This is a genomic window from Mycobacterium attenuatum, from assembly GCF_900566085.1.
In the GTDB taxonomy this organism is placed as follows: Bacteria; Actinomycetota; Actinomycetes; order Mycobacteriales; family Mycobacteriaceae; genus Mycobacterium; species Mycobacterium attenuatum.
In genome coordinates, this window is record NZ_UPHT01000137.1 from 18,020 (window position 1) to 42,895 (window position 24,876).

Annotated in this window: 26 protein-coding genes; 8 read left to right on the top strand and 18 right to left on the bottom strand. The window is 65.8% G+C overall.

Annotated elements, in window-relative coordinates; genetic code table 11:
* Positions 1-33 precede the first annotated feature (33 nt).
* From EET13_RS22020 to EET13_RS22030, 3 genes are all read right to left on the bottom strand, one after another.
* The gene (locus tag EET13_RS22020; protein WP_122444253.1) at positions 34-447 is read right to left on the bottom strand and encodes a hypothetical protein; all 414 of its coding nucleotides are present in this window, start codon (positions 445-447) and stop codon (positions 34-36) included.
* A gap of 24 nt (positions 448-471) precedes the next feature.
* A complete protein-coding gene (locus tag EET13_RS22025; protein ID WP_122444254.1) occupies positions 472-1,110 on the bottom strand; it encodes a hypothetical protein in 639 nt (212 codons plus the stop codon).
* Positions 1,111-1,206: 96 nt separating this feature from the next.
* A complete protein-coding gene (locus tag EET13_RS22030; protein WP_122444255.1) occupies positions 1,207-1,419 on the bottom strand; it encodes a hypothetical protein in 213 nt (70 codons plus the stop codon).
* Positions 1,420-1,953: 534 nt separating this feature from the next.
* Here EET13_RS22030 and EET13_RS22035 point away from each other — a divergent pair.
* Positions 1,954-3,171 carry an acetyl-CoA C-acetyltransferase gene (locus tag EET13_RS22035; RefSeq protein ID WP_122444256.1) on the top strand — a complete coding sequence of 406 codons (1,218 nt, stop codon included), beginning with the start codon at positions 1,954-1,956 and terminating at the stop codon, positions 3,169-3,171.
* A 150-nt stretch (positions 3,172-3,321) separates the two neighbouring features.
* Here EET13_RS22035 and EET13_RS22040 read toward each other — a convergent pair whose 3' ends face one another.
* Positions 3,322-4,158 (bottom strand): Bax inhibitor-1/YccA family protein, encoded by an 837-nt coding sequence (locus tag EET13_RS22040; RefSeq protein WP_122444257.1) that lies wholly within the window; start codon positions 4,156-4,158, stop codon positions 3,322-3,324.
* Between the two features lie 239 nt (positions 4,159-4,397).
* Between EET13_RS22040 and EET13_RS22045 the strand changes: the two genes are divergently transcribed.
* From EET13_RS22045 to EET13_RS22055, 3 genes are read left to right on the top strand one after another with little or no spacing between them, the layout of a single operon-like run.
* A complete protein-coding gene (locus EET13_RS22045; RefSeq protein ID WP_122444258.1) occupies positions 4,398-5,435 on the top strand; it encodes an enoyl-CoA hydratase/isomerase family protein in 1,038 nt (345 codons plus the stop codon).
* Between the two features lie 11 nt (positions 5,436-5,446).
* Positions 5,447-6,220, top strand: coding sequence for an enoyl-CoA hydratase (locus EET13_RS22050; RefSeq protein WP_122444259.1), 774 nt, complete (start codon positions 5,447-5,449; stop codon positions 6,218-6,220).
* Positions 6,217-7,983 (top strand): alpha/beta hydrolase, encoded by a 1,767-nt coding sequence (locus EET13_RS22055; RefSeq protein ID WP_122444260.1) that lies wholly within the window; start codon positions 6,217-6,219, stop codon positions 7,981-7,983. The genes EET13_RS22050 and EET13_RS22055 overlap by 4 nt, the downstream gene beginning before the upstream one ends.
* A gap of 12 nt (positions 7,984-7,995) precedes the next feature.
* Here the strand turns inward: EET13_RS22055 and EET13_RS22060 are convergent, their stop codons facing one another.
* Both EET13_RS22060 and EET13_RS22065 read right to left on the bottom strand, forming a co-directional pair.
* Complete coding sequence (locus tag EET13_RS22060; protein ID WP_122444261.1) at positions 7,996-8,379, bottom strand: rhodanese-like domain-containing protein; 384 nt, start codon at positions 8,377-8,379, stop codon at positions 7,996-7,998.
* Entirely contained in the window at positions 8,379-8,972 is a 594-nt protein-coding gene (locus EET13_RS22065) for a cysteine dioxygenase (protein ID WP_122444290.1), read from the bottom strand. Before EET13_RS22065 ends, EET13_RS22060 begins: the two co-directional genes overlap by 1 nt.
* Positions 8,973-9,093: 121 nt before the next feature.
* Here EET13_RS22065 and EET13_RS22070 point away from each other — a divergent pair, with 121 nt between their 5' ends.
* Both EET13_RS22070 and EET13_RS22075 read left to right on the top strand, forming a co-directional pair.
* Positions 9,094-9,552, top strand: a complete 459-nt coding sequence (locus EET13_RS22070) for a lipoprotein LpqV (protein ID WP_122444262.1) — start codon at positions 9,094-9,096, stop codon at positions 9,550-9,552.
* A gap of 99 nt (positions 9,553-9,651) precedes the next feature.
* A complete protein-coding gene (locus tag EET13_RS22075) occupies positions 9,652-10,734 on the top strand; it encodes a patatin family protein (protein WP_122444263.1) in 1,083 nt (360 codons plus the stop codon).
* Between the two features lies 1 nt (position 10,735).
* Here EET13_RS22075 and EET13_RS22080 read toward each other — a convergent pair whose 3' ends face one another.
* Positions 10,736-11,587: a patatin-like phospholipase family protein gene (locus tag EET13_RS22080; protein ID WP_122444264.1), complete on the bottom strand. Its 852-nt coding sequence runs from the start codon at positions 11,585-11,587 to the stop codon at positions 10,736-10,738.
* Between the two features lie 6 nt (positions 11,588-11,593).
* Positions 11,594-12,448: a class II glutamine amidotransferase gene (locus tag EET13_RS22085; protein ID WP_122444265.1), complete on the bottom strand. Its 855-nt coding sequence runs from the start codon at positions 12,446-12,448 to the stop codon at positions 11,594-11,596.
* Between the two features lie 162 nt (positions 12,449-12,610).
* On the opposite strand from EET13_RS22085, the gene EET13_RS22090 reads away from it, so the two are divergent.
* Positions 12,611-14,230: an amidohydrolase gene (locus tag EET13_RS22090; RefSeq protein ID WP_122444266.1), complete on the top strand. Its 1,620-nt coding sequence runs from the start codon at positions 12,611-12,613 to the stop codon at positions 14,228-14,230.
* Between the two features lie 36 nt (positions 14,231-14,266).
* Here EET13_RS22090 and EET13_RS22095 read toward each other — a convergent pair whose 3' ends face one another.
* The 7 genes from EET13_RS22095 to EET13_RS22125 all read right to left on the bottom strand — a co-directional run bounded on the left by EET13_RS22095 (position 14,267) and on the right by EET13_RS22125 (position 21,219).
* On the bottom strand, positions 14,267-14,740 hold the full coding sequence (locus EET13_RS22095; RefSeq protein WP_122444291.1) for an SRPBCC family protein: 474 nt from the start codon (positions 14,738-14,740) through the stop codon (positions 14,267-14,269).
* A gap of 72 nt (positions 14,741-14,812) precedes the next feature.
* The gene (locus EET13_RS22100; protein ID WP_122444267.1) at positions 14,813-15,883 is read right to left on the bottom strand and encodes an NAD(P)H-dependent amine dehydrogenase family protein; all 1,071 of its coding nucleotides are present in this window, start codon (positions 15,881-15,883) and stop codon (positions 14,813-14,815) included.
* A 76-nt stretch (positions 15,884-15,959) separates the two neighbouring features.
* Positions 15,960-17,591, bottom strand: coding sequence for a long-chain fatty acid--CoA ligase (locus tag EET13_RS22105; RefSeq protein WP_122444268.1), 1,632 nt, complete (start codon positions 17,589-17,591; stop codon positions 15,960-15,962).
* A gap of 136 nt (positions 17,592-17,727) precedes the next feature.
* Complete coding sequence (locus EET13_RS22110; RefSeq protein ID WP_122444269.1) at positions 17,728-18,978, bottom strand: YncE family protein; 1,251 nt, start codon at positions 18,976-18,978, stop codon at positions 17,728-17,730.
* Positions 18,979-19,372: 394 nt separating this feature from the next.
* Positions 19,373-20,143, bottom strand: a complete 771-nt coding sequence (locus tag EET13_RS22115) for a DUF427 domain-containing protein (RefSeq protein WP_122444270.1) — start codon at positions 20,141-20,143, stop codon at positions 19,373-19,375.
* A complete protein-coding gene (locus tag EET13_RS22120; RefSeq protein ID WP_122444271.1) occupies positions 20,140-20,451 on the bottom strand; it encodes a DUF6295 family protein in 312 nt (103 codons plus the stop codon). The genes EET13_RS22115 and EET13_RS22120 overlap by 4 nt, the downstream gene beginning before the upstream one ends.
* Before the next feature lie 12 nt (positions 20,452-20,463).
* Positions 20,464-21,219: a dienelactone hydrolase family protein gene (locus EET13_RS22125; protein WP_122444272.1), complete on the bottom strand. Its 756-nt coding sequence runs from the start codon at positions 21,217-21,219 to the stop codon at positions 20,464-20,466.
* Between the two features lie 69 nt (positions 21,220-21,288).
* Between EET13_RS22125 and EET13_RS22130 the strand changes: the two genes are divergently transcribed.
* Positions 21,289-21,801: a nitroreductase family deazaflavin-dependent oxidoreductase gene (locus tag EET13_RS22130; protein ID WP_244604045.1), complete on the top strand. Its 513-nt coding sequence runs from the start codon at positions 21,289-21,291 to the stop codon at positions 21,799-21,801.
* Positions 21,802-21,805: 4 nt separating this feature from the next.
* Here the strand turns inward: EET13_RS22130 and EET13_RS22135 are convergent, their stop codons facing one another.
* From EET13_RS22135 to EET13_RS22145, 3 genes are read right to left on the bottom strand one after another with little or no spacing between them, the layout of a single operon-like run.
* Entirely contained in the window at positions 21,806-23,401 is a 1,596-nt protein-coding gene (locus tag EET13_RS22135; protein WP_122444274.1) for an esterase-like activity of phytase family protein, read from the bottom strand.
* A gap of 54 nt (positions 23,402-23,455) precedes the next feature.
* Positions 23,456-24,238 (bottom strand): hypothetical protein, encoded by a 783-nt coding sequence (locus EET13_RS22140; protein WP_168991318.1) that lies wholly within the window; start codon positions 24,236-24,238, stop codon positions 23,456-23,458.
* 42 nt (positions 24,239-24,280) lie between these two features.
* Positions 24,281-24,805: a hypothetical protein gene (locus EET13_RS22145; RefSeq protein ID WP_244604046.1), complete on the bottom strand. Its 525-nt coding sequence runs from the start codon at positions 24,803-24,805 to the stop codon at positions 24,281-24,283.
* Between the last annotated feature and the right edge of the window lie 71 nt (positions 24,806-24,876).

Consider the following 24,876-nt stretch of genomic DNA (forward strand, 5'->3'; position numbering starts at 1 on the left):
TGCGTTTGGCGAGATCCGTTGGGAGCCTTGGGCCTAACTCGGCCAGGCCGGGCGCGAGAACACGTCCGTAGACCTTGGCGAACAGCACCGCGACGCGGCGGCCCAGCGGGTGAGTTGGTAGCGGTGGTGGCCCGGCAGCCTGACGATGAGCCCCTTGCGTTTGAGCCGGCGCAGGTCATATGTGGCTTGGCGGCTTGTGTAGGAGCAGCCCAGCAAGGTGGTTACCGCTCGAACCAAAGCTGGGTTGTCGAATCCGGCGAGCAGATGGGTGAATCCGACGATAGCGGCGAGCACCGCCCGCGGATCCCCGAACCGCAGTCCGGAGGCATGTTGACCGTCGATCTGTGAGGGTCGGGTCACCTTGGTGAAGGTGGCCACACCGGGAGCGGGCCGGGCATCGGTGGCTTGTGCGTCGCATAGACGCTGGTTGGCATGCTCGCCAACCACCGAAGGGCCTTCCAGTTTCGGCGGTCACCCGCCGGGCGATGCCAAAATCGCGGTGTCGCAGCTGACCGTCTCGGTGCGCGACGCGCGATGCTCCTTGAAGTATTGCTTGATCCGACTCGACTTGTAGTAGCAGCTGATCTGCGGATCCACACCCTTAGTGATCACTTGGGTCCGCCAGGTGCCCGGCGTGCGCGAGCTGATGCGCCGGTCGAAGATCAGCGACACCTTCTCCGGGCGTCCGACGTCGAGGTGGTCACGGATGAGCTGTTCGAAAAACGATCGCCCGGCCGGGGGCCGGTCGAACACCCGGGTATCAGAACCCTCGAATTGGCGAAACGCCAGTTCGTAGACGTAGCCTGCACGCACGTCATCGCGGGTGAACGGCGATGGCAACAGCTTTTGCCAGCGCCAAAGGAAGCTCTTCACCGCGCCCGACCCCAGTCGGTCGCAGATGCGCTGCAGCGCGGCGGGGTCCTCGCAGTCGCGGAACCCGTTGTCTAGAGGGGTGTAGCCGATGCCCAGCCGGTCGCAGTGCCGTTGCGCCCAGGTGTGCCCGTTGAGCCAGATCCACACCGGCCACGGTGCGTAGGCATTGGTCTTCCAAAACGCGCCACCCCAGTCGGGATCCCACAGGTAAAAGTAGAAATGATTGACAAAGCCCATCTGGCGAGTCCACTTTATGTGCGGATGAGCCACATGCCCTTGGCCCTTGGCCTTCCACGAGCGCCATATCGGGCGTCTTTTCCTGCGCGATCCCGATCAACACCACCCGCCCCTCGCCGCCCTCCCTTTCGGCTTCCTCTCGATCAATGGCCGGGCGATCTCCTTGTTCTCGCCCTTGGCGAAGCGGTGCACCGGGATCGCGTTCGCCTTAGCCCACCAGTGCACCTCGGCGACGTAGGCGTCGCCGATCTTGCCGAACGCCGCCGACGACGGAATTCCAAACCCCTTCTGCAGTACAGAAACTGGCACACCCCGCCCACCGACTGCAGTTTCGGCACATATGACTGCAAGAAGATCCGGTCCACCGACCGACAGGTGAGCGTCACATGATCGCGCAGTAAAGTTGCGTAGTCGGCCATCATTGATCCCTGGTCTGAACAACCCGAGGCTACGACCGACACGAGGGATCTCCGAACACGGAGATCCCTCGTCTCTAGCACCACGCCCGGCCGAATGGCCGAGCCTCAAAACCCACGTATGAGGACACTCGCTACCCCTAGCTCATCCGAGCGTCCGCGGCTTCGCGCGCGTCTGCTGGCGTCGAGCGTGCATCTGTGGCTGCCGGCGTGCATCTGTGGCGTCGAGCGTGCACATGCGGCGGCCTTGGTGGCCTCGGACCCGCCGTGATGGCACAGTCGATGCCGCCATTGCACACTCGATCCCACCGGCCCGCAGCGTCGCCAGGCCCAGCCCAATTGCCCCGCTCCTTCTCGCCCCGCTTCAGCGGCCGCATCGTCGCCAGGCTAAATTCAGCTTCGCACACCCCAATGGAGGGAGTCCGTCATGCCCGAAGCCGTCATCGTCTCAACCGCCCGCTCGCCTATCGGCCGCGCCATGAAAGGCTCGCTGGTTACCATGCGACCCGATGATCTGGCCGTGCAAATGGTACGTGCCGCGCTGGACAAGGTGCCCGCACTGAACCCACACCAGATCGACGATCTGATCATGGGCTGTGGTCTACCGGGCGGTGAGTCGGGTTTCAACATCGCGCGTGTCGTTGCCGTTGCGCTGGGCTACGACTTCCTGCCGGGTACCACGGTTAACCGGTACTGCTCGTCGTCGCTGCAGACCACCCGGATGGCGTTCCACGCGATCAAGGCCGGCGAAGGCGACGCATTCGTCTCCGCGGGTGTAGAGACCGTCTCCCGGTTCGGCAAGGGCAACTCCGACTCCTGGCCGGATACCAAGAACCCCCTGTTCGACGGAGCGCAGGAACGCTCAGCTGCTGCCGCCGCAGGAGCCGACGACTGGCACGACCCCCGCGCCGACGGCAAGCTGCCCGACGTCTACATCGCGATGGGCCAGACGGCGGAAAACGTCGCAATCCTCACCGGTATCTCCCGCGAAGACCAGGACCACTGGGGTGTACGCAGTCAGAACCGCGCCGAGGAGGCGATCAAGAACGGCTTCTTCGGACGTGAAATCAGCCCGGTCACGCTCCCGGACGGCACTACGGTCAACACCGATGACGGGCCGCGTGCGGGTACCACCTACGAGAAGGTCAGCGAGCTCAAGCCGGTGTTCAGGCCAAACGGCACCGTGACCGCCGCCAACGCCTGCCCGCTCAACGACGGTGCCGCCGCACTGGTGATCACCAGCGACACCAAAGCCAAAGAACTCGGCCTGACACCCTTGGCGCGCATCGTATCGACAGGCGTCAGCGGTTTGTCGCCGGAGATCATGGGCCTCGGCCCGATCGAGGCCTGCAAGAAGGCGCTCGAACGAGCCGGCATGTCGATCAAAGACATCGACCTGGTGGAGATCAACGAAGCCTTCGCCGTGCAGGTGCTGGGCTCGGCCCGGGAACTGGGTATCGACGAGGACAAACTGAACGTCTCGGGGGGCGCGATCGCCCTGGGACACCCGTTCGGCATGACTGGCGCGCGCATCACAACCACTCTGCTCAACAACCTCCAGACGTATGACAAGACGTTCGGTCTGGAGACCATGTGCGTGGGTGGCGGCCAGGGCATGGCGATGGTGCTCGAGCGGCTCAGTTAGGGGCTCTGCAGGCAGTCGAGTGTGGTTGCTGGGCGTTCACGGTGAGCACAGGGTAGCGACGCCCTGGCCGGCGACGCCACCCACACCCACTCGAGGCCGACCAACGCAGCAAAAAGCCGGCACGCATGTGCCGGCTTTTTGTCGCCCGAACTAGTCGTTCTGCAAGTAGCTGAGCAGACGCAGGATCTCGATGTAGAGCCAGACCAGCGTCACGGTCAGCCCCAGAGCGATACCCCAGGCCGCCTTGTCCGGCGCTCCGGCGCGGATCATCTGATCGGCCGCGTCGAAGTCGATCAGGAAGCTGAACGCCGCAATGCCAATGCAGACCAGGGAGAAGATGATGCCGAGCGGACCAGGGCTACGAAGGCCCAAACCCTCGCCGCCACCGACGTGGAACATCGCGAGGATGAAGTTGCCGAGCATCAAGAACAGCACGCCGAAGAGGGCAGCAACCACCATCCGGGTGAACTTGGGCGTCACCCGAATCGCACCGGTCTTGTAAACGATGAGCATGCCGAAGAACACGCCCAGAGTACCCAGCACGGCTTCTCCGATGAGCATTCCGGCGTTGGCCGGGCCCACCGAGAAGTTGGCCATGACGAACGAGAAGGCTCCTAGGAACAGGCCTTCGAGCCCGGCATAGGTGAGCACGATCGCCGGGTTGTCCTGCTTGCGACCGAAGGTTGCTACCAGCACCAGCGCCAGGCCGCCCAGCGCGCCGACCATGGTCAGCGGCATCGCGAGGTTGAGGTTCTGGGCGACCAGGAAATAGGAGACCACGGCGCTGGCGGTCAACGTGGCCAGGGTCAGGCCGGTCTTGGTGACGACGTCGTCGATGGTCAGCGGGCGCGCAGCCCGGGTTTCCTGGTAGGGAGCCGGGTAGGGGTCAGCCGCGTATCCCGGCTGGGCCAGGCCCGGACCGAATTGTGCGTATCCGCCCCTCTGCTTCGGCAGTGAACGAAATACGGGGTTACTTGTCTCCCGCACAGTCGGATCCTCTCTTGTGGCTCCACATAAATGACTACAGCTTCGAGTTGTGCGAACACCTGCTCAACGATCAGTGGCCCGCCCGAGTTCCCAGCGGAGCTGCCGTTTTGTCGTCCGGCTCACGATAAACCTTAGCCCCGCGGCCACCCCGGGGCGAGTCACGATCTAGATTGCTGGTCAAACTCATGGGGCAGACTTGGACAGATTCCTGAGAGGGGAGACAAGGCGTGACTGAGGCCGTGACTGGCGAATCCGACGAAGTTCTGACCCATGTCGACGGTGGCGTTGGCTTCATTACTCTCAACCGTCCCAAGGCGATCAATTCGCTGAACCAAACGATGGTGGACTTGCTCAGCACCGTGCTGATTCGATGGGAACGCGACGACGAAGTCCGTGCAGTGGTGGTCTCCGGAGCCGGGGAACGCGGCTTGTGCGCAGGCGGTGACGTCGTCGCGGTCTACCACAGTGCCCGCAAGGACGGGGTCGATGCGCGGCGGTTCTGGCGCGCCGAGTATTTGATGAACGGCCAGATCGGCCAGTTCTCCAAGCCGTACGTGGCGCTGATGGACGGCATCGTGATGGGCGGAGGCGTGGGCGTCAGTGCCCACGGCGACACCAGGGTGGTGACCGATACGTCCAAAGTTGCGATGCCTGAAGTGGGCATTGGATTCATCCCCGATGTCGGTGGGGTCTATCTGCTGTCCCGGGCACCGGGCGCGCTCGGGTTGCACGCCGCGCTGACCGGTGCGCCGTTCTCGGGTGCCGACGCGATCGAGATGGGCTTTGCCGACCACTACGTGCCGCACACCGAGCTCGACGCGTTCCGCGCCTCGATCGCCAACGACGGCGTGGCGAGTGCGCTTGCTCACTACGCCGTCGACCCGCCCCCCAGTGAGCTTGCCGCACAACGCGACTGGATCGACGAATGCTATACCGGTGATAGCGTCGCCGAGATCATCGGCAAGCTACGGGATCATGGTGCGCGACGGGCTAACGACGCAGCCGAGCTGATCGCCACCCGCTCCCCTATCGCGCTGTCGGTCACGCTGGAGGCAGTCCGCCGCGCGGCGACCATGGAAACGCTGGAAGACGTCCTGGTCCAAGACTATCGGGTGTCGTCGGCGTCCCTGCGCTCCCACGATCTGGTGGAAGGCATCCGCGCGCAACTGGTCGATAAGGACCGCAAGCCGAAATGGTCACCGGCTTCCCTCGACGAGATCACGAGCGCCGATGTCGCAGCGTATTTCGAGCCGGTCGATGACGACTTGAGCTTCTAGGAAGGCGATCCATGGGCTACGAAACGATTCTGGTCGAGCGCGACGAGCGGGTCGGCATCATCACGCTGAACCGCCCACAGGCGCTGAATGCGCTCAACAGCCAGGTGATGAACGAAGTAACCAGCGCAGCAACCGAATTGGATAACGACCCCGGTATCGGGGCGATCATCATCACCGGCTCCGCCAAGGCGTTCGCCGCGGGCGCCGACATCAAGGAAATGGTAGGCCTGACGTTCGCCGACGCGTTCGATGCCGACTTCTTTGCCGCCTGGGGCACATTCGCCGCCGTGCGCACCCCGACCATCGCCGCGGTGGCCGGATACGCGCTAGGCGGTGGCTGCGAGCTGGCCATGATGTGCGACCTGCTGATCGCCGCCGATACCGCCAAGTTCGGGCAGCCGGAGATCAAGCTCGGCGTGCTGCCCGGCATGGGTGGCTCGCAGCGGCTGACCCGGGCCATCGGCAAGGCCAAGGCCATGGACCTCATCTTGACCGGGCGCACCATCGACGCCGCGGAGGCGGAGCGCAGCGGGCTGGTGTCGCGGGTGGTGCCGGCCGACGACCTGCTGACCGAGGCCAAGGCCGTCGCCACCACCATCTCGCAACTGTCGAGGTCGGCCACCCGCATGGCTAAAGAGGCCGTCAACCGATCCTTCGAATCGACTCTGGCAGAAGGACTGCTCTACGAACGCCGGCTCTTCCATTCGACGTTCGCCACCGACGATCAATCGGAAGGAATGGCGGCCTTCATCGAGAAGCGCCCGCCCAGCTTCACTCACCGATGAGCGAAGCGCGCTCTGCCACAAGCACCGACACCGACGCCCAGCCGACAGCTGCGGCAACCGACACGTCCGCTGTTCCGGCAGCGAAAACACCTGCGCCACAACGGGTTCGTAAGGCATGGTGGATTCGCCACTACACGTTCACCGGTACCACGCTCGGACTGATATTCCTGTGGTTCTCCATGACGCCGTCGCTGCTGCCGCGCGGTCCGCTCTATCAGGGTCTGGTCAGCGGCATCTCCGGAGCCATCGGGTATGGCTTGGGCGTCTTCGCGGTGTGGCTGGTCCGGTACATGCGCTCGCGAAATTCCAGCCCGCCACCCCCGCGCTGGGTGTGGCTGCCGCTGATCGCCGTCGGCGCGGTGGGCATGGTGCTGATGGCGATCTGGTTCCACGTCTGGCAGGACGACGTGCGCGACCTGATGGGTGTCGAACATCTGAAGTGGTACGACTACCCGTTGGCCGCGATCGTGTCGCTGATCGCGCTGTTCACTCTTGTCGAAATCGGCCAGTTCATTCGGCGGCTGGTCGGTTTCCTGGTGGGTCAGGTCGACCGGATCGCGCCGTTCCGGGTGTCGGCGACCATCGTGGTAGTCCTGCTGGTGGCGCTCACGATCACGCTGCTCAACGGTGTCGTGCTCAAGTTCGCGATGCACTCCATGAACAGCACTTTTGCCTCCGTCAACGAGGAGATGAACCCCAACACGGCGCCGCCGAAGTCGTCGCTTAGGTCGGGCGGCCCGCAATCGCTGGTGACGTGGGACTCGCTGGGTCATCAAGGCCGCATCTTCGTCGAAGCCGGTCCCTCCGTCGCTGAACTGACCAAGTTCAATGGCACGCCGGCGACCGAGCCGATCCGGGCCTACGCCGGACTGGACTCGGCCAACGGAATTACCGATACCGCCGAGCTGGCAGCACGCGAATTGCAGCGGGCCGGTGGCCTGCAACGCGCTGTCGTCGCCGTCGCCACCACCACCGGCACCGGGTGGATCAACGAGGCCGAGGCCGACGCACTGGAATACCTCTACAACGGCAACACCGCGATCGTCAGTATGCAGTACTCGTACCTGCCGAGCTGGCTGTCGTTCCTGGTGGACAAGGAGAATGCCCGCCATGCCGGGCAGGCGCTGTTCGAGGCGGTCGACAAGCTGATCCGGCAGATGCCGGAATTCAAGCGCCCCAAGTTGGTGGTGTTCGGTGAGAGCCTGGGATCCTTCGGCGGCGAGGCGCCGTTCATGAGTCTCGACAACGTCCTGGCCCGCACCGACGGCGCCTTGTTCAGCGGCCCGACATTCAACAACACCATTTGGAACGACCTGACCTCTACTCGCGATCCGGGTTCACCGGAGTGGCTGCCGATCTATCACCGCGGCGCCAACGTGCGGTTCGTCGCACGCCCGAGTGATCTGCAACGCCCGGGCGAGCCCTGGGCGCGCCCGCGGGTGGTCTATCTGCAGCACGCCTCGGATCCGATCGCGTGGTGGACACCCGACCTGCTGTTCAAGAAACCCGACTGGCTGCGCGAGCCGCGCGGTTACGACGTGCTGCCGCAGACCCGCTGGATCCCGGTTGTGACGTTCTTGCAGGTCACCGCCGACATGGCAGTGGCGGTGGAGGTGCCCCCCGGGCACGGGCATCACTACGTCGCCGACGCGGCCGACGCCTGGGCCGCGATATTGTCACCGCCCGGCTGGACCCAGCAGATGACCGAGCGACTGCGGCCGATACTGCACTCGGACGCCAAGCCGCTCGGCTCGTCGGGCTGACGCCCGTACGGGCTACTGGTCCACCGAGGCCAGCACGCCGGCGGCCACCAGCGCGTGGTATCCCCCGACTATGTCGGTCGCGCGGTGCAGTCCGAGGTCGAGCAGCGCGGCCGCGGCCAGGCTCGAGGTGTAGCCCTCTGAGCACAGGATCACCCACTCGACGTTGTCGCCGACGGCCTGCGGCAGCCGGGCCTCGCTGGTCGGGTCGCAGCGCCATTCCAGGACGTTACGTTCGATCACCAATGCGCCCGCAACCTCGCCTTCGCGAGCGCGCTGGGCCTGCGGCCGGATGTCAACGAGCACCGCGCCGCGCCGCAACGCTTCAGGCACCTCGCCGGCGGGCAGGCGGCGATACCGGCTGCGGGCGGCTTCCAAGATTCGATCGATTCGGCTCATCACGCTTTTTCGGGTTGGTCGGTCAGCTCGGTGCGCTGGCGGCGCAGCGTATTGCGTTCGGTGACTTCGTAATACGACATCGCCGTCAGCGGCGGCGAATACGCGTGCACGCTCAGCGTCGGCGGCATGGGACTCGAAATCGGATCGGCGGCCGGGGCCTCGCGCGGCGCCCACACCACGTCGTGCACCCACCCCAGCGGGAATCCGGCCTGATCGCCCGCATCGAGCCGACGCCGCCGCAACCGCCGGCCGTCCCACCGGTATTCGGTGAGCGACCCGGTCAGGACCGTCAGCGCCCCTATTGACCCGCCATGATCGTGCAATTCGGTGGAGTGCCCGGGCACCCAACCGATTAGCCAGATATCCAGGTCGTCGTCTCCGTGGACGCGGGCAAACCAGCGCTCCGTCCCGGGCAGGCCGCCCGGGGGCAGCAGATGGTCGTAGCGTCCGCTGAGCACGTCGTCGGCGACGTGGTCGGTGGCGTGCAGGAGATCGGGCACCCGCAGCCGGGTCGGCCCGGGGACCGGGGGTGTCACGATCGGTAAAGAGAGCGGCGAGGTAAGCGGCGAGGTAAGCGGCGAGGTAAGCGGCATAGCCATGAAAGAACTCCAGAGTGCGAGACGGATCGGGTTATCGGCGGTAGGTCAGGGCCGACAACACTCGAAAAATCCGACGCACTTCATCACGGCAGATAGTGTTGCATAAATTGGCACCATGCGCGGATCTCGTCGTCGGGGCCTGCCGTGTCCGCTGGTGTGGGGGCCGCTGGCTGTCGCGGTGAGTTTGTCGGTCGTCACCGGCTGCGCACATCCCGGCGGCGGCGGCAGGGCCGCTTCTTCGTCGTCGTCTGCAGCCCCATCGTCGGTGCTTGCTCCGAGTTCGCTGGCGCCGGGTCTTGTCGGCATCTCACCCACCGGCGTGACGACCCGGGTTGATGTCCCGGCGGAGTCGACCGAGGAGGAATACTTCCAGGCCTGTCATGCCGCCAAGGTGTGGATGGAAACCCAGTCCGGCACCGGCGAGGCGATGGTCGAGCCGTATCTGGCGATGGTGCAGACCTCGCAATCCGGCGTTGCCGGCAGTTGGAATATCCGGTGGACGGCTCTCACCCCGGCCCGTCAGGCGGCGGTGATCGTGGCGGCGGTCGCAGCCGCCAACAACGAATGCGGATAGCCATTCGCCGGGCGTTTCTAGCCGGTCGCGCAATTGTGATCACGGCTGCAACAAACTGCCGGCCGGTTCCCTGGGAGCCACATCGGCCACAATGAAGGGATGACCGGGCCAATAGCCGTGCGGATGCGCGGATCATCTCCGGGTCGCGTCGCGCTGGCGCTCGGCAGCGGCGGTGCCCGTGGTTACGCCCACATCGGGGTGATCCAGACGCTGCGGGAGCGCGGCTACGACATCGTCGGGGTCGCCGGATCCTCGATGGGAGCCCTGGTCGGCGGTCTGCACGCGGCCGGTCGGTTGGAGGAGTTCACCGACTGGGCGAAGTCGTTGACGCAACGCACCATTCTGCGACTGCTGGACCCGTCGATCACCGCGGCCGGGGTATTGCGGGCCGAGAAAATCCTGGATGCGGTGCGCGACATCCTCGGCCCGGTGACCATCGAACAACTGCCGATTCCGTATACGGCGGTGGCCACGGACCTGTTGGCGGGCAAGTCGGTGTGGTTTCAGCGCGGCCCTCTCGACGAGGCCATCCGAGCGTCGATCGCGATACCCGGGGTCATCGCCCCGCACGAACTCGACGGACGCCTGCTCGCCGACGGCGGGATCCTGGATCCGCTTCCGATTGCGCCGATCGCCGCGGTCAACGCCGACCTGACCATTGCGGTGAGCCTCAACGGCAGCGAGGCCGGTGCGTCGCGCGCAACAGAGCCGGGGATGACCGCCGAATGGTTGAACCGAGTGGTCCGCAGCACCTCGGCGATCTTCGACGCCACCGCCGCGCGGGCACTGCTTGACCGGCCGACGGCGCGGGCGGTGCTGAGCCGGTTCGGAGCGGGGTCGCAGGACTCGGAGTCCTGGCCCGAAAGCGCGGCGCTGGAAGAGCGCGCGGCCGAGCGCGACGGCACCGACACTGCCGAAGACGAGGCGCCAGGACTTCCGAAAATGGGCAGTTTTGAAGTGATGAATCGAACGATCGACATCGCCCAGTCCGCGCTGGCTCGCCACACACTGGCGGCCTACCCCGCCGACCTGCTGATCGAGGTGCCGCGCGCGACCTGCCGAAGCCTGGAATTCCACCGCGCCGTCGAGGTGATCGCCGCCGGTCGCGCCCTGGCGGCGCGTGCCCTGGATGCGCTTGAAGCGGAGAACGACCAGCCGGCCCCACCGGCGATCGAAGGCTGAATCAGAGGCCCAGGAAGCGGGCGAGGGCCGCCGCTTCCCGGCGGCCTTGTGCACGTCCCGCCATGGCTGAGCCGGCCCGGCAGCGCGGATCCAGCGGGTTGGGCCCGAACGCCGACAGCGACTGTTCGTCGGCGAACACGGCCAATGCGGTGCCCGGGAATGCCGCGATCTCGCCAGCCGGTTCCGGGCCAAACGGAGACGGCGTATCCGCGCCGGACGGCACCAAGACGACCGCCACCTCACAGTCTTCGGCGACGCTGACGTTGACCGAACTGGCCACGCCGCCGTCCATGTAACGTCGGCCCGCGATCGTCACCGGCGGCCACGCTCCCGGCACCGCGCAGCTGGCGGCCACCGCATCGACCAGGTCGACACCCGAATGACGGTCGAAGATCACCACTTCGCCGGTGGCGGTATCGATCGCGGTGATCCGCAGATCCCGGTCGGGCCACTCGTGCACCGGCAGCCGCTGGGCGATCACCGCCCGGCGCATCGGCTCGGGAACGGTCTGCGTCGCCAGCGCGACGGTGCCGATCCGCAGTAACGGCCCCTGCTCACCGGGGGCTCGCAGTGCCCGCAGGAACAGCTCGGTGATGGCCTCGACATCGACGCCGGGGTCAATCTCGGCCGAGGTCGCGGCGAGTTGCCGCTCGAACAGGACTGCCAGGGGGCAACCGCTGGCGACCTGCGCTGTCACCGCAGATCCGGCCGATGTCCCCACCAGCACGTCGGCATCCAGCAGCAGCCGGGCCGCCGCCGGTGACTCTTCGGCGATTCCGAGCAGAATCCCCGTCTCCCAGGCGATTCCGGCCAATCCGCCGCCGGCCAGCACGAGTGCCCGTCTGCTTGCCACGTCGAGCTATTCCGCCATCGCCGACGAGCTCAGATCCGCCGGCCGGAGCAGGTGATCGGGCGGATCTGCCAGCACCACATCGCGGGTCATGTGCAGCCCGGCGTCGACATGGACCAGCTCGCCCGGTTCGAGCAACGACCAACGCGGGTCCTCATCCATCGGCTCGGTGGCGAAAACCACTGACGGCCGGGTGCACAGATGCGGTGACCACGCGCGAATCCGCTTGGTGCGCAAGTGAAATTCCGGTCCGCATGCCGCCAGATCGCGCCGGTCCAGCAGATAGAGCTTATGCGAGTCCGGGTACCGCAACGCCCACATGTCGGTGGCGCTGCTGAGCAGTATGTTGACCGCATAGACACCCACGTTCGTGGCCAGCCATCGCAGCGCGTCGACAACTCCGGTCGACGGGTCGCCGCCGCAAGCGCGGATCGTGGCGGTGATCAACGCGAACACCCGCTCGGAATCGGTCTGGCCCAACACCAGATCCGCGGCGCCGAGTTCGCGTAGTCGTCCGTCGATGACGTCCAGACCCTCGACCATACCGTTGTGTGCGAACATTCGTCCGTCTTGCAAGAACGGGTGGGTGTTGCGGACGTCGAGCGACCCGGTTGTCGCGTAACGCACGTGAGCGACAAACGTCGTGCCGGTCAGCTCGCGGGCCTCGGTAGCGAACGCGGTGTCATGCCAGGCTGCCATCGGCTCCTTGTGCAACTCCGGCCGGCCGCGTTCATCGAACACCCCCACTCCGGTGCCGTCCGGGTTCCGCCGGCTTTGCCGGGCCAGGCTGTCGGGGGCGTCCAGCAGCCAAAAAGTGGCGGTGACAACGTCATTCCCGGCATGCAGGCCAAAGAGGCGGCACATAGCCTCAACGCTACCCAACCTCGCGGCGCCGAAATCGCCGACCGTGACCGCGGCGGACTGCGCCCGGCAAAGTCATGACTGCGGTGCTCCGGTGTGGTCAAATACCGGCTAGCGCTCGGTGGCGTCCCGGTTGCCGGCGGCATATCAGGCGGGAGGCCACCGATGGCAGCTGCTGACCTCGTCGTGCGCGGTGTGGTACTGACTGTCGATGACGCACGGCCAACCGCCGAAGCCGTTGCCGTCAAAGAGGGCCGGATCGTCGCGGTGGGCAACTGGTCGGATGTCGAGGGCTGGGTCGGCTCCGATACACCGGTCATCGATACCGCATCGGGTTGTGTCATGCCGGGCCTGGTGGAGGCGCACGGGCATCCGCTGTTGGAGTCCATGGTGCTGTCGAACCGGATGGTCGACATCCGCCCGGTCACGGTCCGGGACGCAAACGAGGTGGTCGGCGCGATTCACCGGGAAGTGGCCGCACGAGGCGCGGCGGGCGCCTACCTGTTCGGCTGGGATCCGCTGCTGCAACCGGGGCTGCCGGAGCCGACTCTTGGCTGGCTCGACGGCTTGGCCGTTGACACCGGGCTGGTCATCTTTCATAACTCGTGCCACAAGGCCTACTTCAATTCGACCGCCGCAAGGCAGGCCGGAATCTCCCGCAATACGCCAAACCCAAAGGGCGCCAAGTACGGTCGCGACGCCAACGGCGATCTCGACGGCACCGCCGAGGAAACCGCCGCGTTGTTGCCGCTGGTCGCCGGCGCGATCAACCCGGCCGACTATCCCGCCATGCTGCGCGCCGAGTGCGCCCGGTTGAATCAGGCGGGCCTGACGACGTGCTCGGAGATGGCGTTCGAGCCCACCTTTCGCCCGATGCTTGACCAGTTGAACGACGCGGGTGAGCTGACCGTGCGGCTGCGCACCTACGAGATCTCCAACGCGGCGCTGAGCACCGACATGACCCCTGCCAACGGCGACGACATGGTGCGCCAGGTGGGTATCAAGATCTGGGTCGACGGCTCGCCATGGCTGGGCAATATCGACTTGTCGGCTCCCTATCTCACCACCGGCGCCAGCCGCGCCATGGGGATCGCGCCGGGTTCCTGCGGCCACGCCAACTACAGCCGCGAGCAGTTGACCGAGATCGTCGAGGCCTACTTCCCGCGCGGCTGGCCGATGGCCTGTCACGTCATGGGCGACGCGGGAATCGACACCATTCTCGACGTCTACGAGGAAGCGCTGCGCAAGCATCCCCGAACCGATCACCGGCTGCGGCTCGAGCACGCGCCGATGCTGCGCCCCGACCAGATGCGCCGTGCCGCCGCGCTGGGCGTCACCGTGAGCCTGTTCGTCGACCAGATCCACTACTGGGGCGACATCCTGGTGGACGGCCTTTTCGGGCTCGACCGCGGGTCGCGCTGGGCGCCGGCTGGTTCGGCGGTGTCCGCCGGGCTGCGGATCTCGCTACACAACGATCCGCCGGTGACGCCCGAAGAACCGCTGCGCAACATCAGCGTCGCGGCCACCCGCACCGCACCCAGCGGGCGCGTGCTGGCACCGCAGGAGAGGTTGACAGTCGAGCAGGCGATCCGCGCCCAGACACTCGACGCGGCGTGGCAGTTGTTCGCCGACGACGTGATCGGCTCGCTGGAGGTCGGCAAATACGCCGACATGGTCGTGCTATCGCAGGACCCGAGGACGGTCGCCCCCGAGGAGATCGCCGATCTCGAGGTGCGCGCAACGTTTCTGGCAGGCCGGCAGGTGTACGGCGCGGCATTGGGCTGAAGCCGTCGACGCAGCGCGAGCGCCACGCGCCGCTGTTCAGCCCACCAGCTGCTCGGCGAGTTTCTCGAGCACGATGCGCGCGTAACCCCGCCACATCCTGCCGAACAGCGGCAGCAGCGGTGCGGTCAGGCCCGATTTGGGGTGCAGCGTCCACTGCCAGGCCACCCGGGTTCCGGTCCCCGCCGGCGCAAAGCTCCACCTGCCTTCCACCAGGCTGACCAGCGGCGCCAACGGGCCCTTGATGTCGGTGAGCGTGTAGCTGAACCATCGCGGCGGGTCAACGCTGGTCAGCGTCTCGCGCACCAGGCCGCCGCCGACCATGGCGATGACCCGGGTCTGGCCCGCCGCGTCCCAATCACCGGTTTGGTCCCGAACCTCCTTGATCGGCGGGATCACGCCATACCACTGGGAACAAATCACCGGCAGCGCTATCGGCAGCGTGCGACTGAAGGCGTCCTCGACGGTGACGGGTATTGCTCGCGATTGCTCGACTACGACAGAACGTGTCAGTTGCCCATCCCCTTTGTCTCGAAATCGATTTCCGGACAACTTTAACCGCGGCCCGCACGACGTGTCGTCACCTCAGGGCAGGCTCGATCGCGACAGGCCCGGTGCCGCCCGGCCGCTGATCAGCGGCAGATCAAAGAAACTCTGGATGCCCGCCGGCGCTGCGCAGGTCGCGGGGATCGCGTTGACGCAGTGCGCCGCGGTGGCGACGATGCCCGGGTTGTTTTGCAGCCCGGCTGCAACGCTTTCGGGCTGCCAGCCTTTGATAGTGACGAAGGTGTCGGGGTTTCCGTGTATCTCGATCTCGTAACGCTCCCCCGCCGGCCCGAAAGACCATGGCGGGTCCAGGTTTTCGGAGCCCATCAACCAGTTGACTGTGATCTCGACCACCACTTTGTCTCCGACGAGCGCTTCCCAGTGAAACCGGCGCCCGGCAACCTGGCCCGGTTCGATCACCCCGATCGGGGAGTCGATGGGCGCGGTGGCAACGGCGACTTCCTGCGATGCGCGGATTTCGGGATCGGCGGCAAAGCCCAGCCGGTCGACACACAGCCGGACCGACTGCATGAAACCGCCGTCGAGCAGTTTTTGCATCGACCCGGTCAGCGCCCTGTCCGGCGTGCCCCCGAAACCCATCACATAGCGCAGCACATCGGGCGCGCCGTAGGTCCGCAGATCCGAAAATTCCTCGGAGCGAACAAAGCTGACGCCGGTCGACATCGCCGACAGCAGTAGTGGAAACAGCTCGGTGGCCGCTCCGGGCCCGATACCTGCGCCATGCAGCGTCGCGTTACCGGCCTGCGCGGCAACCTCGAGCGGCGCGGCTTCCTTCTCGCTCGGGTAGAACCATCCGACCGGAGTGACGACGTTCTTGCCCGAGCGCAACAATGCGGCCACCTCGTCGACGCTGGGCAGCAATGGCGCGTAGACAACCGCGTCGGCATCGAGGGCCAGGATTTCGTCGACGCGGTTGGTGGCGACGACTCCCACCGGTGCGGTGCCGATGATCTCGCCGACGTCTTTGCCGGCTTTGGCCTCGGAATGCACCCAGCAGCCCGCCAATTCAAGTTCCGGGTGCTCCAGCACACCCTTGATTGCGGCAATGCCCACCGACCCGGTTGACCATTGAACGACCCTTAGGGTCATCAATTCACCTCCTCGCGAGCAGACATAGAGTCGCACCATTCGACCCGAATCTATGCGATTCTGTGACTGCTCGCGGTCAGTTGTGCACCTCGACAACGTCGTAACCGCCGTCGGCGTAGCGGGACCGGATGGTCTTTTTGTCGTACTTGCCCACACTGGTCCGGGGGATCTCGGCGGCAACGGCCCACCGATCGGGCAGCCACCATCGAGCTACCTTGTCCGCCAGGAACTTTCGCAGATCACCGGCGCTCACGTCGACTCCCTCACGAATCACGACTACCGCCAGCGGCCGTTCCTGCCAGCACTCGTCGGGCACGCCCACCACGGCCGCCTCGACCACGTCGGGATGGGCGATCAACAGGTTCTCCAGCTCGACCGAGGAGATCCATTCGCCGCCGGACTTGATGACGTCCTTGGCCCGGTCGGTGAGCGTGATGAAGCCCTGCTCGTCGATACGGCCGACGTCGCCGGTGCGCAGCCAGCCGGAGTCGAACTTCGACTCGTCATATCCCAGGTAATACGAGCCGGTGATCCACGGCCCGCGGACTTCCACCTCGCCAACGGCTTTGCCGTCGTTGGGCAGCACCTGGGCGTTGTCGTCGACGATCCTGGCCTCCACCCCGCACACCGGCTGGCCCTGCGTCGACCGGATGGCCCAGTGCCGGTCCTGCGGGGTCCCCGGGGGCGGCCACGCCATGGTGGCCATCGGCGATGTCTCCGTCATCCCCCACAGCTGCCGGATCTGGACGCCGTGGTTTTCTTCGAACGTGCGCATCAGCGACTCCGGAACCGCTGAGCCGCCGCAGGCCACCAGCCGCAGCGAGGACACGTCGTGGCCGGGGTCCTTCTCCAGGTGATGCATGACGTCGTTCCAGATTGTCGGCACCGCGCCGGCCAAGGTGGGTCGCAGGTTTTCGATCATGTGGACGAGGGACGGGGCGTCCAGATGCCGGTCCGGCAACACCAAGTCGGCACCGGCCATCAGGGCCGCATAGGGCAGCCCCCAGGCGTTGGCGTGAAACATCGGCACGATGGGCAGCACCCGATCGCTGGAGCCCACCCCGATGCCGTTGGTGGTGCATGCCGCCATCGTGTGTAGGAAGCTCGAACGGTGGCTGTAGACAACACCTTTGGGGTTGCCAGTAGTGCCGCTGGTATAGCACATCGCAGCCGCGGAACGCTCGTCGAGCTGCGGCCAGTCGAATTCGGCCGACTCCCCGTCGATCAGCTCGGCGTAGCGCAGTACGGCCTTGCCCGATTCCTGCAGTGGCGCGGTGTCGCCGTCGCCCACGGCGATCACCGTGTGCACGGTGTCGAGTTTGGCCAGCACCGGGGCCAGCAGCCGGGCCAGCGACAAGTCGACCAGCACAACCCGGTCCTCGGCCTCGTTGGCCACATAGACGATCTGCTCGGCGAACAGCCGGATGTTCAGCGTGTGCAGCACCGCGCCCATCGACGGCACGGCGAGGTAGGCCACCAGGTGTTCGGTGTTGTTCCACATGAAGGTGGCCACCCGCTGGTCTCCGGTGATCCCGAGGCGGCGCAATACGTTTGCCAGTTGGGCGGCGCGTTGCCCCACGTCGCGGTAGCTGGTGTGCCGATAGCCGTCACCGGTGGCGGTGACAACCTCGCGTAAGCCGTGGACGCCGCAACCGTGCCGCATGATCGCGGTGATGGTCAGCGGAAACTCCTGCATCGTGCTGTACATCGATGTACCGCCTTACGGATCTCGGCGCAGCACCGCCTCATGTCTGGTCGGGCGAATGCTATCGCCGCGGTAGGTCATGAGATACGGGTTCCCCCGAGAACCGCGTTCAATGCCAGGCCCACCCCCGGCCGCGCCGTCAGGCCAGCGCTGCCTCGTACTGCAGCAGCTCTGGAATGATCCACTCCGTCGAATCGCAGGTGCGGGAGTCGTCGGTGCCAGGAATGGTCGCGGCAACCGGCACCAAGGTGACCGTGCCGAGGTAGTCGGCGATGTACAGGTGGCTGCCGTCGCGGCTCTCGATCACACACGAGGGTTGGTCGGCGCGCACGGTACCGACGATGTCTTGGGTCAGCGTGTTGAGCACCGTGACCCGGTCCTCGCTCACCAGGTAGGCACGATCACCGTCACCGCCGAGGGTCAGGCGGGTGACCAAACCACCGATCTGCTCGATCTTGCGGGTAGCAGTGACCTTGCGGGCGCGGACGTCGACGACGTCGACGACGGCACCGAAGTCGGCGCTGCAGCTGGCGACGTAGACGGTGGTGCCGTCGGGACTCACGGCGATATCGCGAACCGACGAACCGATGTCGACGGCGCCGACAACGCGCAGCTGCGGCTTGCCTTGCTGGCCGCCGTTGGTGCTTTTGGGGTTCTTGCGGCGCCAGCGGGAGCGACCGGTGGCGCCGCGATCCGCGTCGCGCTCGGCGCGGGTGGCGACGACGACCAGCTGTCCGCCGGACGGTCCGTTGAGGGCGACGTAGAGTCGGCTTCCGTCGGCGCTGCTGCGCACGCACTGGGCGGTGACTCCCGGGGCGCTCGCGATGTCGACGGCCTCGACCTGCCCCGTCACGACGTCCAGGACGGCGACGTCGGCACCGCGAGCGCCGTTCCGGCTCGCGTAGACGTGGCTGCCGCCGGGGTCGACGGTGAGGTCGCTGATGCTCAGGGTCAGCGGGTGGGTGGCGGCGAGGGTGTTGGTGGACGTGTCGATGACGCCGATCGAGTCGTAAGACGGCGACACGATACTGACGTATGCCCGATCGGCCGCTGTGCGGCCGGTGGCGATCGCGAACGGCTCGGTGATGCCGGCGATGGTCTCCACGACCCGGCACGTGTCGGTGTCGATGAGCGACACGCTGTTGTCGCCGTAGTTGGTCACCAGCAGCCGGCTGCCGTCGAGGCTCATGTCCATGCCGGCGATGGGGCCGTTGTTGATGCGGATCTCGACCGCGGCCGGCAATTCGGGCGTCGCATCGAGCGTCAGATCAGGCTTCAGATGAGGCTTCAGATGAGGCTTCAGATGAGGCTTGGTGCCGGACTCGAAAAGCTGGACCTGTCCGCCATCCCGATCATCCCGGCCGGTGTTTCGGCCTTTCACATCGCTCACGTGAGCACCGCCTTTGCTGTGTTGCGCGGGCTTCAGACATCGCGACCGCTCTGTGCGACCTGACCGCCCGGGACTACCCGGATTTCAGCACCAAAAGCGCTGATTTAACCGCGTTCGCAAGAGTCTAGCCGTTGAATTCTGGACTAAAAGATTTCGATTTTGGCATTGTTACCCAGGTCACTCTGTAACCTCAGTTTAAACTCAGACTGCAATTATCCGGCATTTCTTCAAAAGCACGATAGCAAACTTCTTAGAGGCTTCCTACTGCAGGATTTGTTTATATGGCTAATTTGTTGCAGACCAATTACGTAGTCGTTAGATAAGAAATCCTTATATTTCGCCCTCAAAAGAGGCGAATATCACAGTGCGCTTGAACCCCGTACCCGCGCCGGCGTCAGCCGAATTGGGTCCGCGGCCGCGAGCAGGCGACACCGTCGACAATGATGTCGAGCTTTTCGTCGTAGAACGCCACCAGGCCGGCGATGGCGGCGACGGCGGGCAGTGGATAGCGGTAGGTCCAGGCCAGGTCAGGGTGCAGCGTGTCGCCCGCACGCACCGACCAGTAGCCCGTTGTGGCGCCCTTGTACGGACACAGCGTGCGCGTCGAGCTGGGCTCCAGGTGCCCGAAGCGCACGTCGGTGGGATCGATGTAGTAGCGGGTCGGCAAACCCGTCTCGAACAGCAGCACCGGCGACCGGGTATCGGCGAGCACCACACCGTCCAGCTCGATCCGGACGTGGCGGTGCGAACGCAGCGCGTCCACCCGGGTGTACGGATTGCGCGGGTGGCCATAGATTTGCTCGTCCTCCTCGAACCACCGCAGCGGGTCCCAGTCGAACCGCACCGTGCCCGCCAACACGCTGTGGCTGTCGGCATCGAAAACCCGCGCCGCCGACGGGTAGGTCCGGCGCGCCCCGACCAGCGAGTGCAACCGCGATGGTCCGAACTGGACCTCCTGGGGATGGTCCTCGTCGCGCAGCAATTCCCTGCGGACATCGGTGATCGGCACGTAATACGTTGGGTAGTAAGGCAATTCCCATACATAGCGGGCGGCGGTGGTGTCGAATACCAGCGCGTCGTCAAGGTAGCCGCGAATCCGGCGCGGCGCGGGTTCGATGCGTCCGCGCGCGGCGGCCATTTGCGGGTAGTCGTGCTCGGTGCTCATGTGTGGCCTACCGGTCCTCCTGGTCCTCCTGACACTTCCTGATACTTCGATGCCAGGCCGGCCGGCGCGTGGGCGATCGCCTTGCGGATCGCGTCTGCCAGCGCCAGCGCGCTTTCCTCGGTGAGTTCGAGCGCGACCCGCGCTGAGGGGCCTAGCTCGGGATTGATCACATCGATGTTCACCGTGTGGCCATAGCGGGCATGGACGGGATGATCGACATACACCGTGGCGCGGCTGGCGCCGAACCACCCCGTGGCACCCTTGCCGCTGCCGTCGACGTCCAGATGTTCGGCCAGATAAGTGCACATGCGTTGGCAGACCTAGCCTTTCAGGTACGCAGCAAAGAACTCGTCGATGCGGCGCCAACCGTCCAGCGCCGCCTCGACCCGGTATGCCGGCCGGTCGACCGAGAAGAACCCGTGACCAGCGCCCTCGTACGAGGTGAACGAGTGCGGCTTGCCCAGCCTGCTCAGCTCGGCATCCAGTGCGGCCACCCCGTCGGGCGCCGGGAAGCGGTCCTCAGCCCCGAACAATCCCAGCAGCGGGCAGCTGAGGTGCACGGCCAGGTTCAGGATGGGTTTCATGGTCTTGGGCATCCCCTCGGGGGCATCCTCGACGATGAACGCGCCGTAGCAGTCCACCGCGGCGTCGAACCGCAACGAGCACGCCGCCAGGTAGGCGTGGCGCCCACCCGAACAGTGCCCGATGACGCCGAATCTGCCGTTTGCGCCCGGCAGCGAGCGCAGGTGCTCCACCGCGCCGGCGACATCGCCGACCAGTCGATCGTCGGGCACCCCGCCGGCCGCCCGCGCCGCGGCGGCGGCATCGTCCGGTTCGGCGCCCGGCGCCTCGCGGGAATACAGGTTGGGGGCCAGCGTGTGGTAACCGTTGACCGCGAGCCGGCGGACGAACTCCTTGGTCTCCCGGTCGTAGCCGGGCATGTGATGGATCCAGACGATGCCACCCCGGGATCCCTCGGCGAGCGGCATGGCCCGGTAGGCCTCGATGTGGTCGCCGCCGTGCCCGGTGATCGTGATCGTCTCCGCGCGAATCGCATCCCGACTGACAGCGCTCATCGCGATACTCCTTGTCTGGCAAGCTGCTCCTCGCCACTGCCCGTCCAACTTATCGAGTACCGTCAAGCCGTGGCGCTTCGACGGGAAAGCCCGACTCGCGGACGACGGTTACGGCTGGATGAGGCCCTGATGGAGCGCGTGTTGATCAGCGCGGTGGGTGATCTGTTCGTCCTGCACGTTGCGCCGCGTGTCGACAAAGCGCTGATCCCGCGCACCAACGGCCGGCTCAGTTCGGTCGGCTGGAACAAGGTCGGTCTGCTCACCTCGACCGGCGCCAAATCCGGCAAGCCCCGCATCCAGCCGCTGACGTTTCTCGAAGACGGCGACACGCTGCTGGCCATCGGGTCCAACTACGGGCGACCCAACCATCCCGGGTGGAGCGCCAACCTGCTGACGCACCCCGACTGCACGGTTGAATTCAAGGGACCGCCTCGCCGGTACCGCGCCGAGCTGCTCAGGGGCGATGCCCGCGCCAAGGCCTGGGCCACCGCCGCCGATTTCTACGCCGGCTACGAGCGCTACCGCGCCAAATGTGCGCCCCGCGAGATCAGGGTTTTCCGGCTGCGGCCGGTGACCGACTGAGCGGTCAGCGCACTTTGATCGCGACCATCACCGACTCGGTCTTCGGCGGCAGTGCCGTCGTGTCGACGACGAGAATCTCACCGTTGTCCTGAGTTCCGTTGGGCAGGACCTTGGGCTGCAGGCGCATCGGCGGGGTTGCCGACGCCAGCCCGGCCAGACCGAAATCGCTGTCGTTGGCGACGATGAGCGTCTTACCACCGTCCGGGGTAAGCAGGCCTTCGATCTTGTCGTGTCCGTAGAAGTCGCCAGTGGCCGACAGCGTTCGCAGCAGCGCTTCCAGGTCGAGCTTGAGCGTCTTGGTGGCAACGGTGATCCCGGCGGCCCTGAGTTTGGCGACGGCATCGGTATCCGTGCCAACCCCGACGGTGGTCTCGATCGGAACCCCGTTGACGAGCAGCCCACCGCGGTCGGCCTGGTAAGACGCCCCGGGCACCGTCGAACGGGGGCCTACGTCGGTGGCCCCGGCAATGTCGACCGTGTAGATCTTCTTGTCCGCGTTGGGTGCGGCCCTGCTATCCCGCTCGACGACCAGGAAGGTGGTGGCGCTCAGCGCCGTGATCTCCGATACCGAGACGTCCGTCTCCTGAGGATTGGCCAGCAGATACAGATACTCGTGGACGATCTGGGGATCAATGACGTTGACGGTCACGATGCGGGCCAATGGCACCGATTTTGCGTCGCCCTGCAGCCCCGGCGTCTGCAACGCCGACTGCATGATGCCGGCCAACATCGCGCCGTCGGGACTGATGGTCAGTCCTTCCATGCCGCGATTGGGGCTGCGCAGCGACAACTCCTTGGGCAATGTGCCGTCAAACGGTGAAAGACGTTCCAGTTCTTTGCCATTGGCGTCGAAGTGGATCAGGTAGGGACCGTACTCGTCGGAAATCCAGAAATTGCCGTCGCGGGTGGCGACCAAGCCCTCGGGGTCGACTCCGTAGTCCGACGACGGCAGCGGCGTGCCGTTGAGGTCAACCGCCGACTCGCCGGTATTGGCCTGCCGCTCCACCAGCCCGACCAAGGGTGAGCCGTCTGGACCGCGCAGCGGGATCGTCCGCTCAATGGTGGCCACACCGTCGGCCAGCTTGAGCTTGGCGATCTGCGGCTGGAAGTCCGGTACCGGAAACACCCTTTCGTTGGGGGCGCGCCCACCGACATTGGGGCCGCGGTCGGTCAGGCCGTAGATTTCGTCGGAAGTTCCGGGCACCGCGGCAATCCCAGACCCGTGCGCGCTGGCCTTGATGGCGACACCGCCGATGGTGGCCAGGGGTAGCTGATTCTCGGCGTAGGTCTTGACGGCGCGACTGATGGTGACGCTGAGTTCGTCGGTTCCGGCGAAGCCGGCGTCGGGGGTGTAGATCATCGATCCGTTTGCCCCGTAGGCGATGGTTCCGTGCGCAGGCTTGCCGAAGGCCACCGGTGTCAGGCCACCCGTCGCAGCCAACATGCGGTCCGGGGTGATCGTGAGAGCGGTCCCGGCCCTCGTGCTCAGATCCACCTTGCCCGGATGCGCGGCCCGGAAGTCGGACGTGCTCGACGAGCAGGCCGTCAGCGCTGTGCACACCGCTACCGTCGCAACCCACCATCTCGTCGTGTTCGTCATGGGCATGATTTAGCAGGAGAAGTTGTCGCGTGGGTATACGGGAGCCGAGATGTGCTAGCGCTTCTTGTCGCGAACCTTGTAGGTCGAGGGCCACGACTTGCGCGACTCGTCGCCCGTCAGCGGCATCCCCATGCCGCCGACCTTGACGTTGTAAGCCTCTTTACCTGGGCCGACTTCGCGATTGGCGTGCTCCTGAGCAAGGTAGTACAGCTCGTCGATGGTGGCTTCGTCGTAGGCGACGAAGGAGGTTTCCCGGACGGCGTCGCCCGCCCCGGCAAGCATCCGATCGGACAATAGCCGAGACGCCAGCGCCGCCAGACCCAGCAGCGAAAACGGGACGACCCAGTAGCCGATGAACAACAGCGGCGTATTCGTGTCGAGGATGGTGGCGTCGCGCAGCACGATAGCCGGGATCACCGATGACAGCGTCATCCCGGCAAACGCGGCGACCCACAACCAGGTCAACCTCACGCTCATCCTGTCGAACAGCTCGGTCCTGACCACGTCGGGCGGTTGTTCGGCCGCGGCGAACTCGCCGACGAACGGTTTGCCGATCAGCAGGCCGGCCAGCGCCCCGAGCAAGATCCCCGCGTTGCTCAACGGCTGTATCCACCGCGCCATCACCGGCTCGCTGAACGCAAAGGTCAGCACCGTTAGCACCGAAAATGTTGCGACAGAACCGATTTCAATCGTTCGGCCGGGCTCGTTGGTGGCCCGGCCCACCGCGAAAACCGCCAGCGCGATCAACAGCGACACCGCGACGGCAATCTCGAACGGGACATTGCCGACCAGCACCCAGTAGACGATCCACGGCGCAAAACCAAAGAGCATGCCCACGAAGGTTCAGTTTATGGCCGGCGCCGCAACCGCAGCGCACAGCTACCACAGCACGCCGTGGCCGGCGGACAGAATGAAGCCGTGGTTGCCCTGCGTCTGGCAGTGCACCGCACCGGTGTCGTCGATCGCGCAGCTGGCACCAAGCGTCTGCACCCGTTGACCGGCGGGAAGCACCGGGACGTCACGGGTGAAGGTCGCAGTATTGGATTGGCGGTATCCGGCGGGATGGGCGGCATCGGCGAAGGTCTGGTTGGTGCCCGGCGGTGCGTCGGCGGGCACCATGTCGCAGCCGATCGGGCCGCCGTTGGGGGCCAGGCCGCATGACCATCCCCCCGGTGTCTTGAAGTAGAGCCAGTACCCCCAGAAGTTGGGCGTCTGTGGCGTGAGGCTGCCGTACACACCGTCGTAGAGCCCGGCGGCCAGCGGATAGCGGTCGAGGTCTTCCCCCGGTGGTGGGTTGTCGTCGCCGGGCGGAGCGGCAACCGCCGGCGCAACCGAGATCATCGTCATGCCCAGACCGGCTAGCAACCAATAACGCCACGACGACACGTGGTCAACCCTAGTCACGGCGGCACACGATGTGCAGCGAATTCGCACCCGATCGGACTCCCCCGAACGCCGCAGAACATTCACTTCAC